The sequence below is a fragment of the Paraburkholderia sediminicola genome (assembly GCF_046027825.1).
In the GTDB taxonomy this organism is placed as follows: Bacteria; Pseudomonadota; Gammaproteobacteria; order Burkholderiales; family Burkholderiaceae; genus Paraburkholderia; species Paraburkholderia sediminicola_D.
Map to the genome: position 1 here is coordinate 1 of NZ_JAQQDU010000147.1, position 14,187 is coordinate 14,187.

11 protein-coding genes are annotated in these 14,187 nt (G+C 64.9%); 4 read left to right on the forward strand and 7 right to left on the reverse strand.

All coding sequences use genetic code 11. The annotated features are described in order from the left end of the window. Positions 1 to 79 precede the first annotated feature (79 nt). Positions 80 to 2,467, reverse strand: a complete 2,388-nt coding sequence (locus tag PQQ96_RS39650) for a DUF6600 domain-containing protein (RefSeq protein WP_408302514.1) — start codon at positions 2,465 to 2,467, stop codon at positions 80 to 82. A 184-nt stretch (positions 2,468 to 2,651) separates the two neighbouring features. Then, entirely contained in the window at positions 2,652 to 3,365 is a 714-nt protein-coding gene (locus PQQ96_RS39655) for an ArsR/SmtB family transcription factor (RefSeq protein ID WP_408302516.1), read from the reverse strand. A gap of 255 nt (positions 3,366 to 3,620) precedes the next feature. On the opposite strand from PQQ96_RS39655, the gene PQQ96_RS39660 reads away from it, so the two are divergent. The 4 genes from PQQ96_RS39660 (at position 3,621) to PQQ96_RS39675 (ending at position 7,101) form a co-directional block, all read left to right on the forward strand. Continuing rightward, positions 3,621 to 3,764, forward strand: coding sequence for a hypothetical protein (locus PQQ96_RS39660; protein WP_408302518.1), 144 nt, complete (start codon positions 3,621 to 3,623; stop codon positions 3,762 to 3,764). A gap of 131 nt (positions 3,765 to 3,895) precedes the next feature. Beyond that, positions 3,896 to 5,200 (forward strand): MFS transporter, encoded by a 1,305-nt coding sequence (locus PQQ96_RS39665; protein ID WP_408302520.1) that lies wholly within the window; start codon positions 3,896 to 3,898, stop codon positions 5,198 to 5,200. Continuing rightward, on the forward strand, positions 5,200 to 6,447 hold the full coding sequence (locus PQQ96_RS39670; protein ID WP_408302522.1) for a GlxA family transcriptional regulator: 1,248 nt from the start codon (positions 5,200 to 5,202) through the stop codon (positions 6,445 to 6,447). The genes PQQ96_RS39665 and PQQ96_RS39670 overlap by 1 nt, the downstream gene beginning before the upstream one ends. A gap of 147 nt (positions 6,448 to 6,594) precedes the next feature. Next, positions 6,595 to 7,101 carry an acyl-CoA thioesterase gene (locus tag PQQ96_RS39675; protein WP_028199238.1) on the forward strand — a complete coding sequence of 169 codons (507 nt, stop codon included), beginning with the start codon at positions 6,595 to 6,597 and terminating at the stop codon, positions 7,099 to 7,101. 200 nt (positions 7,102 to 7,301) lie between these two features. Here PQQ96_RS39675 and fumC read toward each other — a convergent pair whose 3' ends face one another. From fumC to PQQ96_RS39700, 5 genes are all read right to left on the reverse strand, one after another. Next, on the reverse strand, positions 7,302 to 8,702 hold the full coding sequence (gene fumC / locus PQQ96_RS39680) for a class II fumarate hydratase (RefSeq protein WP_408302524.1): 1,401 nt from the start codon (positions 8,700 to 8,702) through the stop codon (positions 7,302 to 7,304). 16 nt (positions 8,703 to 8,718) lie between these two features. After that, a complete protein-coding gene (locus PQQ96_RS39685) occupies positions 8,719 to 10,353 on the reverse strand; it encodes a phospholipase D family protein (protein WP_408302530.1) in 1,635 nt (544 codons plus the stop codon). Between the two features lie 388 nt (positions 10,354 to 10,741). Continuing rightward, a complete protein-coding gene (gene panS / locus PQQ96_RS39690) occupies positions 10,742 to 11,701 on the reverse strand; it encodes a ketopantoate/pantoate/pantothenate transporter PanS (protein ID WP_408302526.1) in 960 nt (319 codons plus the stop codon). Positions 11,702 to 12,112: 411 nt separating this feature from the next. Beyond that, positions 12,113 to 13,549, reverse strand: a complete 1,437-nt coding sequence (locus PQQ96_RS39695) for an MATE family efflux transporter (protein WP_408302528.1) — start codon at positions 13,547 to 13,549, stop codon at positions 12,113 to 12,115. Positions 13,550 to 13,892: 343 nt separating this feature from the next. Continuing rightward, positions 13,893 to 14,111, reverse strand: coding sequence for an RNA-binding S4 domain-containing protein (locus PQQ96_RS39700; RefSeq protein WP_074282614.1), 219 nt, complete (start codon positions 14,109 to 14,111; stop codon positions 13,893 to 13,895). Positions 14,112 to 14,187: the final 76 nt, after the last annotated feature.

Sequence of the window (14,187 nt, forward strand, 5' to 3'; positions counted from 1 at the left end):
AGGATGTGAATCGCGGGGGTTTTTTCTTGCGACCTTCAGGCCATCGAGTTCCAGGCGCACTTAGCTGCGCGCATCACCCTTAGCCGTTGTGGTGCTCGTCACGGCCGCGGCTCGAATGCTCCTCCTCATGCTGCGGATGCGGCTCGGGGTGCGGCTGCTGCACTTGCTGCGGATGCGGCTCCGGGCGCGGCTGCTGTGCCGGTTGCGGACGCGGCTCGGGGCGTGGCTGCTGCGCTTGTTGCGGACGCGGCTCAGGACGCGGCTGCTGAACCTGTTGCGGCTGCGGATGATATTCCTGACGCGGTTGCTGCGCCTCCTGCACCGGTTGCGGGCGGGACTCCTGCGGCTGCGGGCGTGCTTCAGGCGCGCGCTGCGGCTGCGCTTCCGGCTGGCGCTGAACCTGCTGCTCAGGACGAGCCTCCGGCTGGCGTGCCTGTTCCTGCGGAGCGCCATGTTGCTGCGCCTGCTGGGCCATCGGCGTGTGCGGCTGCGTCCATGCGGGCTCGTGACGTCCTTCCGCGCCCGCTTGCTGACCGGCTTGCGCCGGCGCGCCATGCTGCTGCGCGTAAGCGTTCGGGTTGGCGCCGTTCGCTTGCGGCGGATGCGGCACGCCATTGGACGGACGCGCGGCCTCGCCGGGCTGCTCATGCACGTTGGTCATTTGTGGCGGCATGCCCGGCCGCGCTTGCGGTTCGCCGCCACGCTGCGGTTGACCGTTGACGGGCGCTTCGCCCGGCCGTTGACCCGCCTGTTGCATGCCGTTAGGCGCACCCGGTGCTGCGCCTGGCGTGCGCCCAGCCATATGCGACTGCACGACCCGAACGTTCTGCACCGGCATGGCCGCCGGACCGCCCGCCATGTGAGCCGGCACCGAGGTTCGCACGATCGGCTCGCCCGCGCCCGGCACCCGTCCGCCGTTCTGTGCAAAGCGTTGCGCGAGGCTGTCGTGGTACGCGGCCGGCACGGCCGGCGTGCGCGTGGCGACGACCGAGCGCGCCATCACGGCGGCCGGCGGCCGGTAGTTCGCGTTACGCAGACCAGGCCCGAAGCTTTCCTTCACCGGCGCGATCCCCGGGCCGCCCGGATTGATCTGGGCGTTGTGCCACTGTTGCGGATCGACCTTCTGCGCGAAGCGGCCGACCGATTGGCCGTGCACGAAGGCCGTTGCCGGCACCGCGGTCACACCACCCGGCGCGCGATAGTTGATGTACGTGTTGTGAATGTTGGTCACATTCACATTCGTCACGTTGACGTTGTGATTGTAGTTGTTGACAACCGTCGTGTTGTTGACGCGATTGTAGTAACCGGGGCTCCAGTTGTTGTGGCCACCCCAGTTCGGATGCCACGGCTCGCCTGGGCCCAGCGGGAACCACGCGACGCCGGCCGCCACCGCGCCGCCAATCGCCAGGCTCACGCCCCAGTTGACCCCGCCGCCACCGCCGCCCACGAAGGCAACCAGCGCCGGCGCGTAGACGGGCGGTGCGCTGACCACGATGGGTCCCGGCACCCACGCCCACGAGTCGTCGACGTAAGCCCAGCGGCCATAGTGGTAGGGCGCGAAACCCCACGGCGCATCGTCGACCCAGGTCCAGCCCCACGGCGCTTGCCATACCCAGTGACCGTCGTGGTAAGGCGCCCAGCCGGCCGGGGTTGCACGCGGCACCCACACTTCACCGTACTGAGGGCTGCTTTGCCACGTGCCGTTGGCATCGAGGTCCTGATAGCCGGGGATGTCGCGCGACACATAGCGCGCCGACACCGAGCGGTCTTCCGCTGCATCGCGGCTTGCCGCCCATTGATCGAAGCCGTCGAGGCCAGGCGCGCCGTTGTCGGCGACCTCTTGCAGGTTGGTGCCGGCAAAGCGCATCTGCTGGCCGGCGGCAACCGGCACCTGGCCGTTTTCGCCGTACACGGTCGCGCTGCCGCTGCGCACGGTGACAGTGGTGCTGCTGCCGTCCGGTGCGACGTCGACACGATAGTCGCCGGGGCCGTTCAGGCCGAGCGCCAGATTCGGCGTGTCGATTTCGTAGGAGGCGCCGGGCGCCAGTTCGCGCACTCGCGCCGACAACGTACCCTGCGCGACCTTCAGTTGCGCGCTGTTGTCATCGAGATTGAGGATGTCGAGGCTGGTGGACTGGTCAAGACGCACCGCGGTCGAACCGATATGCAGTTCGGAGCGCGCGTTCTGATCGTTCCACAACTGATCGCCGGTCGTGAGCGGACGATTGATCTGTGCGTACGACCAGTCGGTGGCGCCGGCCGGTTCGGTGGTCACGGCGCCGGCCGTGTAGTTCAGACGCGCGACGCGCCCCGGCGGATCGGTGTTTTGCGTGGCCGCGCCCAACGGCGCCTGTTCGGCTTCCTGTGCGAAGGTGGCTTGCGCCGCGAACAGAAATGCCGCGGTGGCGATCAGCGTGTAGCCGGTAATCCGGCGTTTCGAATGTTGGGGTGTGGTCACTGTTCTCATGGTTTATCTCCGACGGACGCGGCATTGTGCAGCATCCGTGAGAACCACTCTACCCGTACGGTTTGTTTCAAGGCCCCCCACTTTTGTAAGACCTTCTCGCGAGCCTGTAACAAAAGGTCTCGATAAGGCATTTCGTAAGCTATTTGAGTAAATTCTGTAATCGCATCAATCAGTTAAACGCGTTTCACGCGGCGAGGAGCGCGTCGAAATGGCGGTGGCCGGCGGGTGTGATGCGCAAGATCCGCGGCCGCTCAGTGCGCTCGACCCAGCCGTGAGCCGACCACGAATCCAGCAACGCGGCGCCGAGTGCGCCACCCAGATGCGGACGCCGCTCGCTCCAGTCGGGACAGGTGCAGGCAAAGCGGCGCCGACGGCTCTTCTGGGCGGACATGTCGATGCCCCAATCGGCAAAACGGGCGGCGCCGTCGGCGGTGGCTTCGAGCGACGAGCCGTGCAGCGTCAGCAGGCCGCTTCCGACCAGTCGTTCGAACACCCGCACCGACAATTCGCCCGCCATATGGTCGTAGCACGTGCGGGCGTAGCGCATATCGACCGGCACCGTGCGCACCGGACGCGGCACGGCCCGTTGCGGCGCGCTGACCTGCGCGACGTTGGCGAGCGCTTCGATGGACGCGGCGATGTCCGGCGACGCGATCCGGAAGTAGCGGTGCCGGCCGCGCACTTCGAGCGCGAGCAGGCCGCCGTCGGTCAGACGCGCCAGATGCGCGCTAGCCGCCGACGGCGAGAGCCCGGCGATCATCGTCAGTTCACCGGCCGGGCGGGCGCTGCCGTCCATCAACGCCCACAGCATTGCGGCGCGGCCCGGGTCGGCGAGCAGCGAGCCGATACGGCTCAAGCCTGGGAAGTGATTCTGTTCGTCTGCGAGGTTGGCGGGCATCGGGTGTCTCCGGTTGGCGGCGCGGGCAGGGCGCCATGCAGTCCACTGTATCGGGCTGGCGTATTCGATGTTTCAGCTTAGCGTGAATTGTCGAATGCAGAGGTTACGAAAATCCGGCGAATGGAGCAGGCTGGTGCGTGCTTCGGTGCTTCGGTGCTTCGGTGCTTCGGTGCTTCGACGTCGCCGGAGCAGCTTCTGAGCCGCGCCGGCCCGCCAGGCTAGAATTGAAGCCTGTCTTTGCAGGAATACGCTGTTATGAAATTTCTTCTTGCCGCGGCTACCGCGGTTCTGCTGTTCAGCGCATGCGCGCAGAGCGGTTCCGGTTCGAACTCGGGTGCCGGCACGGGCAGCATCACGATGTACGGGACGATCGACGAGGGCATTACGGTTCACAAGTAAGCCTGAAGCGGTGGCTTTTTCCGGTGGGTGAGCGCGGCGGTTGGCTGGAATTGATGCATCATTGTCATTTCTGCCATCACCGGCCATGTGACGATCTGGGCATCGCCACTTTCGCCGTCCGAGGCCTACCGATGCCGCCGTCCGTCGCTTCCTCCGCTGTTGCCTCCGCAGTTGCCTCCGCAGTTCCCTCCGCAGTTCCCCCTTTTGCTGCCAGCCAGACCGACTCCGGCCACTCCGACCCGCATGGGCGGCGCGCCGCACGCGTGCTGGCGGTCTGCCAGGCGCTCTACACCTCATCTGTTTCGATCGATCTGACCTTAACCGGTCTGGTCGGCTATACGCTCGCCGACGACAAGGCGCTCGCGACGCTGCCGTTCTCGCTGATTACCGTCGCCGCGGCGCTGGCCACGATTTTTGCGTCCTTCCTGATGGCGCGCATCGGCCGGCGCGCGGGCTTTGTACTCGGCGCGGGCGTCGGCGCGCTGGGCGGGGCCGTCTCGGTGTGGGCGATCTTTCATCATAGTTTCTGGGCGTTCTGCGCCGGCACGGCGACGGTCGGCGTGTTTCAGGCGTTCGCGCAGTACTACCGGCTGGCGGCCGCCGATGCCGTCGGAATCGAGGGCAAAAGTCGCGCGATTTCGACGGTGCTCACTGGCGGCGTGGTGGCCGCCGTCTGCGGGCCGCTGCTCGCCGCATGGAGCAAGGACTGGCTCGCGCCGGTGGCGTTTGCCGGCTCGTACGCGCTTGTCACCGGTTTCGGACTCGCATCGATCGTGATGCTGGCGCTGCTGTACCGCGACGCTGCGCCGCATGCGAGCGCGGCCGCGACGCATGAGCCGGCCCGGCCGCTTAGCGAAATCGTGCGGCAGCCGATCTTTGCCGCGGCGCTCGCCAACAACGCGCTTGGCTATGCGGTCATGATGTTCGTGATGACCGCGACGCCGATTGCGGCGGTCGCATGCGGCCATACGATCGGCGATGGTGCGGCCATCATTCAATGGCATCTGGTCGGCATGTTCGCGCCGTCGCTGTTTTCCGCGCGGCTGATCAGGCGCTTCGGCGTGTTGCCGGTGATCGGTGCGGGGATCGTGCTGTCGGCGCTATGCGGTGTGGTGGCGTTGCGCTCGACCGATCTGCCGCACTTCTACGCGGCGCTCGCCTGCCTGGGCGTGGGGTGGAATTTCATGTTCGTCGGTGGATCGACGCTGCTCGCGCAATCGTACCGGCCGTCCGAGCGGGCCAAGACGCAGGCAACCAGCGAATTCACGACCTTTGCGTTTTCCGCGCTGGGCTCGCTGTTTGCAGGGCAATTGCTTGCGCGCTTCGGCTGGGCGACGATCAATGCAGCGATTTTTCCGCTGCTCGGCATGGCCGCGTTGGCCACGCTTGGGTACGCGTGGTCGAGTAAGCGGCAACTTGCGGAGAGGGTTTCCTGATGGCTGTACGGCATATCGTTTTCGCGGTCGCGCCTGAGCTCGTGCTGCTCGATGCGTGCGGGCCGCTCGAGGCATTCTGGCGTGCTGAATTGACGATGGCGGCTGAGGCGGCGGCAGTGGCTGGCGTAGCGGGCGGTTCTGCTGCTTCTGGCGCTGCCGGCGGATCGATCGGTGTCGGCCGAGCCGGTGGCCCGGGTGGCGCAAGCGGCTTAAGTGGCTTAAGTGGCGCAAGCGGATCACACGGATCAGATGGATCGGATGGATCGGATGGATCAGATGGAGCAACTGATTTAGCCGGTAAGCCTGGTAAGCCCGCTGGGCCGATCGCCTATCGCATGACTGTCGCGTCGATCAACGGCGGCGTGTTGCAAACCTTCCCGGGCTTGCCAGTCGTCACCGAGCGGCTTGATTCGCTCGACGATCAGCCAATCGACACGCTGATCGTCCCCGGCGTCCCGATCGACGAGCATTGCACGTTGCATCCGGAACTTGTCGAGTGGATCAGGCGCCGTGCACCGCAGGCGCGGCGCGTGTGCTCGGTCTGCACGGGCGCCTTCTATCTGGCGGCGGCCGGCCTGCTTGACGGCCGTCGAGCGACCACCCATTGGCGGGAAGCGCCGCATCTCGCGTGCCGATATCCCAACGTGCAGGTCGACGCCGATCCGATCTTCATCCGCGACGCGGGCCATGATGAAGGAAAGCGCGTAGTCTGGACGTCAGCGGGCGTGACGGCGGGCATCGATCTGGCGTTGGCGCTGATCGAAGAAGATGTCGGTCATGCGGTCGCGATGCAGGCGGCGCGGCGGCTGGTGGTGTTCATGAAGCGGCCCGGCGGCCAGTCGCAATTCAGCGCAGCGCTGGCAGCACAGGCGTCGGCTGGTGGACCGTTCGAGGCGCTGCATAGCTGGATGGCGGCCCATTTGCGCGACGACCTGTCGGTCGAACGGCTGGCCGAGCGCGCGCAAATGAGTCCGCGGACTTTCGCGCGACGCTATGTCGACGAAGTCGGCTGCACGCCGGCCAAGACCGTGTCGGCATTGCGTCTGGAGGCGGCAGCGCGGGGGCTGGCGGAGTCGCACCGGCCGCTCAAGCGGATTGCGCTCGATTGCGGCTTCGGCAGCGAGCAGAACTTGCGGCGCGCTTTTATGCGGCGCTTCGGCGTGTTGCCGCTCGAGTATCGGGAACGGTTCGAGTCCGCGGTCGTGCCCCGGCGCGCGACGGCTTCGGCGACTGCGGAGGCGGGTTGAGTGGGGGTGGCTAACGAAAGCTCGACGAAAGCATAGAGGCCGTCCAGGCCGAAATTCGGCAAGATAACCCCACCCGACCCGCGACGGAGTCAATATTGCGCTCGTATAATCGCCTCCTTTAAATGCATCCGATTGACCGGAGTCAAGATGAGCACCCCTGCCTTAGCGCCGCTGGACCGTTCCGAAACCACCTTCCGTTTTCTCGCTGAGCCTAGCTCGGTCAACTTCGGCGGCAAGGTGCATGGCGGCGCGTTGATGAAGTGGATCGATGAGACCGCGTACGCGTGCTCGGCGGTGTGGTCGGGGCGCTATTGCGTGACGGTCAGCGTGGGCAATATCCGCTTCCGCCGGCCGATTCTGGTCGGCAACCTGGTCGAATTGCGCGCCCGGGTCGTGGCGACGGGGCGCACCAGCATGCATATCCATGTATCGGTGCAGGCGGGTGATCCGAAGGGCGGCGAGCTGCTGCAAACCACGGACTGCCTGGTGGTGATGGTCGCCGTCAACGAGAACGGCCACCCGGTGCCGGTGCCGGCGTTTGTGCCGGAAACGGATGAACAGAAGCGTCTCGCCAAGTACGCGATGGACGTGAAGGAAGCGCTCGACGCGATCGTCGAGCTGAAGCCGGAAGAAGTGGCGCAGGGCAAGGTTTAAGCGGCGTCTGTTTTAGCGCTGCGCCAGGCGGCATTGGCACGCTTTGCGGGTAGGTGTCGTCGTCGCTCGCAAGTGCCATGAACAGGCCGCGCGATCATTGCGTCCGCGCGGCCTGCTATATCAAATCAAGTCAGGCAGTCTGCCGAGCCGGCCAACCCGCGGCCAACCCGTGGCCAACCTCCGGCCGCTCCCATCGTCGATCACCCGGCCGAATGGCCGACCATATCCTTCGGCCGCACCCATTCGTCGAACTGCGCTTCGGTGACATAGCCGAGCGCGAGCGCCGACGCCTTCAGCGTCGTGCCTTCCTTGTGCGCCTTCTTCGCAATCTTCGCGGCCTTGTCATAGCCAATGTGCGGATTGAGCGCCGTCACCAGCATCAGCGATTCGTTGAGCAGCGTATCGATGCGCTCACGATTCGGCTCGATACCTACCGCACAGTTGTCGTTGAAGCTGTGCGCGCCGTCGGCGAGCAAACGGATCGATTGCAGCACGTTGTGGGCGATCATCGGCCGGAACACGTTCAACTCGAAGTTGCCGCTCGCGCCGCCGATATTCACCGCGACGTCGTTGCCGAACACCTGTGCGCATAGCATCGTCAATGCTTCGGACTGGGTCGGATTGACCTTGCCCGGCATGATCGAGCTGCCGGGTTCGTTCTCCGGAATCGACAGTTCGCCCAGGCCGCAACGCGGGCCGCTGGCGAGCCAGCGGATGTCGTTGGCGATCTTGTTCAGGCTCGCCGCCACCGTCTTCAACGCGCCATGCGCGAACACCAGCGCATCGGCCGCTGCCATCACTTCGAATTTGTTGGGCGCCGAGATGAACGGCACGCCGGTCAGTTTGCCGATTGCCGCCGCGACCTTGTCGTCGAATTGTGGATGCGCATTCAAACCGGTGCCGACCGCCGTGCCGCCCTGCGCGAGTTCGTACAGATGCGGCAGCGCCGATTCCACGTGACGGATGCTTTGATCGAGTTGCGCAACGTAGCCTGAAAACTCCTGGCCGAGCGTCAGCGGTGTGGCGTCCTGCAGGTGCGTGCGGCCAATCTTGACGATGTCGACGAACGCTTTCGACTTGCCGTCGAGCGTATCGCGCAACGTCTTCAGCGCGGGCACCAGATGCTTGACGATCGCATAGGCGGCAGCAACGTGCATCGCCGTCGGAAACACGTCGTTCGACGACTGGCCGCGATTCACATCGTCGTTCGGATGCACCTTGCGCGCTTCGCCGCGCTCGCCGCCGAGCAGCTCGCTCGCGCGATTTGCGATCACCTCGTTGAGGTTCATATTGGTCTGCGTGCCGGAGCCGGTTTGCCAGACCGCGAGCGGAAATTCCTCGGGGTGCTTGCCGTCGATGATCTCGTCGGCAGCTTGCATGATCGCCTTCGCCTTGTTCCCGTCGAGCACGCCCAGACCCTCGTTGACCTCGGCGGCGGCGCGCTTGATGATGGCCAGCGCGGTGATCAGCTCGGGCGATTGTTTCTCGGACGAAATGCGGAAATTCTGCAGTGAGCGCTGGGTCTGTGCGCCCCATAAACGAGCGTTCGGCACGGCGATCTCTCCGAACGTGTCGCGTTCCATTCGTACGTCTTCAGTCATGGTTCAACTCCGCTTCTTAAAGTTGTGCGTTGACAGGCAATAGGGAGAATAGACCCGTTAGCGCATTCCGGTAAAAACCCGCTTGCGGATCGAAAATATGGGTGCGGCGCGTGCCGTCTTCGACGTCGGTCCAGACGAGCGGCGAGAGAGGCGCGCCGATCGAACGCAGATAGGCGAGTTGCGCCGCGTCGGCGAGCGTGACGCGATAGCTTTCTTCGGGCGCGATGGCACGTTCGAAGATCTGCGCGACCTGTTCGGCGAGTGCCGGACTATGGATGACCAGCGTCTGCTCGGTATTCAGATTGGCCGAGCGCGGATCGAGATTCATCGAGCCGATCACCAGGATCTTGCGGTCGATGACATAGGTCTTGGCGTGCAGGCTGGCTCGCGAGCGGGAGCCGGTGAGACCGGCGCGCGGCGTCTTCTGCTGCGGTTTGAATTCATACAATTCCACGCCCTGTTGCAACAGCGGCACGCGGAAGGGGCTATAGCCGGCTTGCACGGCCACCGCGTCGGTCGCGGCGAGCGAATTGGTCAGCACGGCAATGCGCACGCCGCGATGCGTCAGTTCGCCGGCTGCCTTGACGCCGCTCTCGTGCGGGACGAAGTAGGGCGAAATGATCAGAAAATCTTTCTGCGCGTCGCGCATCAGCTCCGCCAATCGCTGCATCGGCGGACTGACGTAGTCCGGCGACGGATTGGAGATTTTCTCCGGCAGGTCCGCCTTGAATTCGGCTGGCGCCCACGTCAGGCCAAGTTGATCCTGCGCGATCTGCGAGGCGAGCGGCGTGGCGTTCAGCGGTTTCGCGTTGTACGGGTCGGCATTGGTACGCCAGTGCTGGCGTAAATCGTCGCGCGTCTGGTCCAGCTCCTTCGCATCGAACTTCTGTTTGTTCAGCGCCCGCAGCGGATAGGCGATGCTGCTGTTCCAGTAGTCGTCGAAACTGGCGGAGACGTCGGCGGTGATCGGGCCGGCGGCCAGCACGTCGAGGTCGCGAAACTGCAGCGTTTCGCTGGCGCTGAAATATTCGTCACCGAGATTGCGGCCGCCGACAATAGCCAACTGGCTGTCCGTGATCATCGACTTGTTGTGCATGCGGCGCGTGAAATGGCCGATCTGCGTGAACAGGTTCGTGGTGCGTTCGAACACGCCTTCCTGCGCGCTGCCGAACGGATTGAAGACGCGAATTTCGATGTTGGGATGCGAGTTCAGACCTGCCATCGTACGGTCGATGTCCTTGAAGTTCAGATCGTCGACCAGCATGCGCACTCGCACACCGTGGTCGGCCGCGTAGAGCGCGGCGCCGAGCAGCAGCTTGCCGGTGGTGTCTTCGTTGGCGATGTAGTACTGCATGTCGAGGGTTTTTGTCGCTGCGCGCGCGAGTGCAATGCGCATCTGCAAGGCGTCGGTGCCGCTGGGCAGCAGCCGGAAACCGGACTCGTTCGGATGCGCGGCTTCGAGTGGCGCGAGAGCCGTGTGAAGCGGCGTTGTTTCAGTGGCGGCGAGTGCGTGGGTGACCTGACGGTCGAATGCGGTGGCGGGCGGCCTGGTCGCGCAGGCGGTCAAAAATGCCGTTGCGCAGCACAGCAGGAAGAAGTGTCTCGTTGTTCCCCAGGGGGTCTTCTTCCGAGCCGTCTCCCTATCCGCCAGTCCTCCAGGAGGACTTCCTGCGGGACGAGGGGCTTCCTTCGGAGCGGGGGACTTACTGCGCAGCGTGCTGAACGCGCACGGGTGCTGCGCTGCGGGTTGACTTTGATTCTGATGCCACGACACGCTGATTCTCCCTTATTTGCAGGCTTCTCATGGCGGTAGCGCGTGTGGCTTGCCCACGCTGTCGAGAAATGCATTCTAAGGGGAATCAGCCCGGTGAGCTTTCGTTCCTTCGCCTGACCTGGGCGCGAGACTGTGGCGTGGTTTGTTGGCCTGTGCGGCGCTGGGTGTCTGCACGCACATGGCGTGCAGACAGATGCCGCTAGTCAAAGCAAAAAACCTGGGACCGGCGGCGCTTGATGGTCGCCCGATAACCGCCTGAGAGTGATTACCCGCGTTCGGCGTTCAACACGCGCTCGCCATCCGGATGCGTAGACCCTTTCGCGGGACGTCCTGCCCAATAACCGGCGAGCAGCGAGCCGGACAGGTTATGCCACACCGAAAACAACGCACCCGGCAATGCCGCGATCGGCGTGAAATACAGCTTGCCGAGCGTCGCGGCGAGTCCCGAGTTCTGCATGCCCACTTCGATAGCAAGCGTGCGGCAGACGGCTTCGTCGAAGCCGAGCAGACGGCCGCCCCAGTAGCCGCCGAGCAAACCAATGCCGTTGTGCAGCACCACGCCCAGCATCACCACGAGGCCCACCGACGCGATGCTCTTCTGCGTGCCGCCTACCACCGCGCCGATGATCAGCACAATCGCCACCATCGAGATCAGCGGCAAAATCGGCTCGATCTTGCGCACGGCCCTGTTGAACAACTGGTTGACGACGAGGCCGACAACGATCGGCAGCGCGACGATCTGCAGGATGCTCATCAGCATGCCGTGCACGTCGACAACAATCGACGCATCCACATAAAGACGCGTGAGCAGCGGCGTCGCGAACACGCCGACGAGTGTCGACAAGGCGCTGATCGTCACGGACAACGCCACGTCGCCGCGCGCCAGATAGATCATGACGTTCGATGCCGTGCCGCTTGCCACGCTACCCACCAGCACCATGCCGGCAGTCAGGTCCGGCGGCATGCGGAGCGCCTTGGCGATTGCCCACGCGGCGAGCGGCATCACGAGGTAATGCAGCACGATGCCGGCAATCACCGGCGCGGGGCGCGTGAAGACGCGCTGGAAATCGGCCACCGATAGCGTGACACCCATTGCCAGCATGATGATCGTCAGGAGCGTCGTGACGTGCGGTGCAATACCGGAAAACGAGGCGGGCGAGAAGTACGCGGCAATCGAAACGAGCACGGCCCAGAGCGGAAATAAACGGGTGACGCGGGCAAGCATGGCGGGTGGTCCTTGATTATGTTTTATAGCGAGAACTGGAGGTCGGTCGAGCGGCATGCCGTCAATCGCGGGGCATGCTCGGGGTGCCGCTCGCGAGGAGCGGCAGGCCCTGGCGGCGAGTGTCGGGCCGTCGGGCGGCGCGGCCTTTGTGAGGTGCGCGAGTGGGCTCACGCGGGTGCGCGTGATGTTGCGAAAGCGCGCATTTTACCGTTCGCGGCACGTTTGCCGGGAAACGTTGGTTGCGCGTGCAACCAAATGATCTGACAAGGTCGAACGTGGCCGTTGCGCCCAACCGTATGCGCGAAAGCGGCCGCACAAAAAAGAAACCCGCGCAGTGCGCGGGCTGAAACCCTGTCAGAGGAGTGTCAAGAAGACACTCGAATCGTAACGCGCGGCCCGACTCGCGGCCAACTAAGAATCCGTGCTTTGCTTAGCTAACGCGGACGGCGCAGGCGGCGTGCCGGACGTGACCGGCACGCGCCGCAAGCTTAGCTTGTGAAACCGCAGCGTCATCAGCAGCGCGACGCTGGCGAGGCCGGCCGCGAGTCCCCACCACAAACCGCGTGCGCCCAAGCCGAAGTGAAATGCCAGCACGTAACCGGTCGGAAAGCCGATCACCCAGTACCCGAACGTCGCGGCGATCATCGGCACCCGCGTGTCCTTCAGACCGCGCAGGCAGCCCGAGCCGACGGTCTGCATGCCGTCGACGATCTGGAAGATCGCCGCCACGCCGAGCAGCGAACTCGCCAACGTCACCGTGGCGGTGTTGGCCGGGTCGTCGAGATGCAGATACAAGCCGACAATCCAGTGCGGCGCGGCGATCAGCACGATGCCCGACAGCGTCATGAAGCCGACGCCGAGCGCGAGCGCGACGAAACCTGCGTGGCGTGCGGCGAGCGGCTGGCCGGCGCCGGACCAGTAGCCGACCCGTACATTGGCTGCCTGGCCGATCGCGAGCGGCACCATGAAGGCCACCGAGGCGACGTTCAACGCGATCTGATGCGCGGCCAGTTGCGATTCGCCGAGCAGGCCGACCATCAGGCCGGTGGCGAGGAACAGGGTCGATTCGACGCCGTAGGTGATCGCGACCGGCCAGCCGATGCCGAACAGCTCGCCCATCAACGGGACGTTCGGCCGCGTCGCGACGACGAAATGCTTATAGCGTGGCCGGAAATGCAACAAGGCCATCAGCACGAGCGCGCTTAGCCAGACGGTGATCGAGGTGGCCGCCGCCGAACCGAGAAAGCCGAGGCGGGGCAGTCCGTAGACGCCGTGAATCAACCCGTAGTTGAGAAAACCGTTGACGAACACGCTGATCAACGACACCCACAAAAGCCGCTTGGCCGCGCCGATGGCCGGCAGGAACGAGCGCATCAGGCCGACGCCGATCAGACTGCCGAGCGAGCCCCAGCGCAGCACCGCCGCATATTCGCCGACGTTGTGCGCAAGCAGCGCGGGTTCGCCGAAGGCCAGCAGGATCGGCGTGGCGAACGACAGCAGGAAGAACGCCGGCACCGACAGCAGGATCGACAACACCAGGCCGGTCCAGTAGATATGCGGCACCCGGCCTTCGTCCTGCGCGCCGCGCGCATGCGACACGCTCACGCTGACCGAGGTGAGCACGCCTTGCAGCAGTGTGACCACGACGAAGAACAGGTTAGCGCCGAGGCCGCCGGCGGCGAGCGCGTCGGGGCCGAGCGAGCCGAGCAGGATCGTGTCGGTGACGCCCATCGCCATTTGCGAGAGTTGCGCGATGGCGAGCGGCGCGGCGAGCCGGGCGGTGTCAGCGGCGTGGCGGGTCAGGGTCGGCGGCCGGGCGGCCACCCGGGTGAAGCCGGATTGAGTCATGGAGCGCTTGGAAGCGGAAGGGGCGACAGCGTGGCGGTGGGCGTAAGCCGGGCGATTCGCGCGGCTGCCGCGCTGCCGGTGGCGAAATGCGGAGGCTCGCCGAAAGCGTAGGGAGGCTGTCAGCCGATTGTTTGTCTGTCGAAACCGACAGCTTATTGCTTAGGCGCGGCGATGTCGATGGAGGAGGCACGATTTTGGTGCGCGTGGTCCTCCGAGTTTTCGGACTCAACGTTTCGGATGACGGGCCGTTGGCTGCCGGTCTTCATCCTGGCGCTCACGGCTGTCCGTCTTCGGCTAAGCGTCTTTGGCTGCGAGTTTGTCCCGAGCCCGGTGAGGCAACGCCTCAGGCCTCGTGCACCGCGATCCGTGTATCGCCGAGCAGCACGACCTGACCCGCGCGGATTTTGCAGGTTTTACGCGTTTCGACCTGGCCGTCAACGGTCACCGCACCGTCCGCGACCATCATTTTTGCCTGGCCGCCGCTGTCCGCGAGTCCCGTTATCTTCAGGAGATTGTGCAGTTCGACGTAGTCGCCGGTCAGTGTGAAATCGAGGTTGGGCATGGCGTTTGCACCTTGAAGCAAAGGGTTCGCATCATAAGCCAGAAGCTTGCCCTGAATGAAAATCCCCGTAATCCCT

Bases quoted from the DNA above. Each gene is read 5' to 3' on its own strand.
- PQQ96_RS39675 (WP_028199238.1), top strand. From the start codon at position 6,595: ATGAGCACCCCTGCCTTAGCGCCGCTGGACCGTTCCGAAACCACCTTC.
- PQQ96_RS39670 (WP_408302522.1), top strand. From the start codon at position 5,200: ATGGCTGTACGGCATATCGTTTTCGCGGTCGCGCCTGAGCTCGTGCTG.
- PQQ96_RS39700 (WP_074282614.1), bottom strand. From the start codon at position 14,111: ATGCCCAACCTCGATTTCACACTGACCGGCGACTACGTCGAACTGCAC.
- fumC (WP_408302524.1), bottom strand. From the start codon at position 8,702: ATGACTGAAGACGTACGAATGGAACGCGACACGTTCGGAGAGATCGCC.
- PQQ96_RS39665 (WP_408302520.1), top strand. From the start codon at position 3,896: ATGCCGCCGTCCGTCGCTTCCTCCGCTGTTGCCTCCGCAGTTGCCTCC.
- PQQ96_RS39660 (WP_408302518.1), top strand. From the start codon at position 3,621: ATGAAATTTCTTCTTGCCGCGGCTACCGCGGTTCTGCTGTTCAGCGCA.
- PQQ96_RS39695 (WP_408302528.1), bottom strand. From the start codon at position 13,549: ATGACTCAATCCGGCTTCACCCGGGTGGCCGCCCGGCCGCCGACCCTG.
- PQQ96_RS39655 (WP_408302516.1), bottom strand. From the start codon at position 3,365: ATGCCCGCCAACCTCGCAGACGAACAGAATCACTTCCCAGGCTTGAGC.
- PQQ96_RS39650 (WP_408302514.1), bottom strand. From the start codon at position 2,467: ATGAGAACAGTGACCACACCCCAACATTCGAAACGCCGGATTACCGGC.
- panS (WP_408302526.1), bottom strand. From the start codon at position 11,701: ATGCTTGCCCGCGTCACCCGTTTATTTCCGCTCTGGGCCGTGCTCGTT.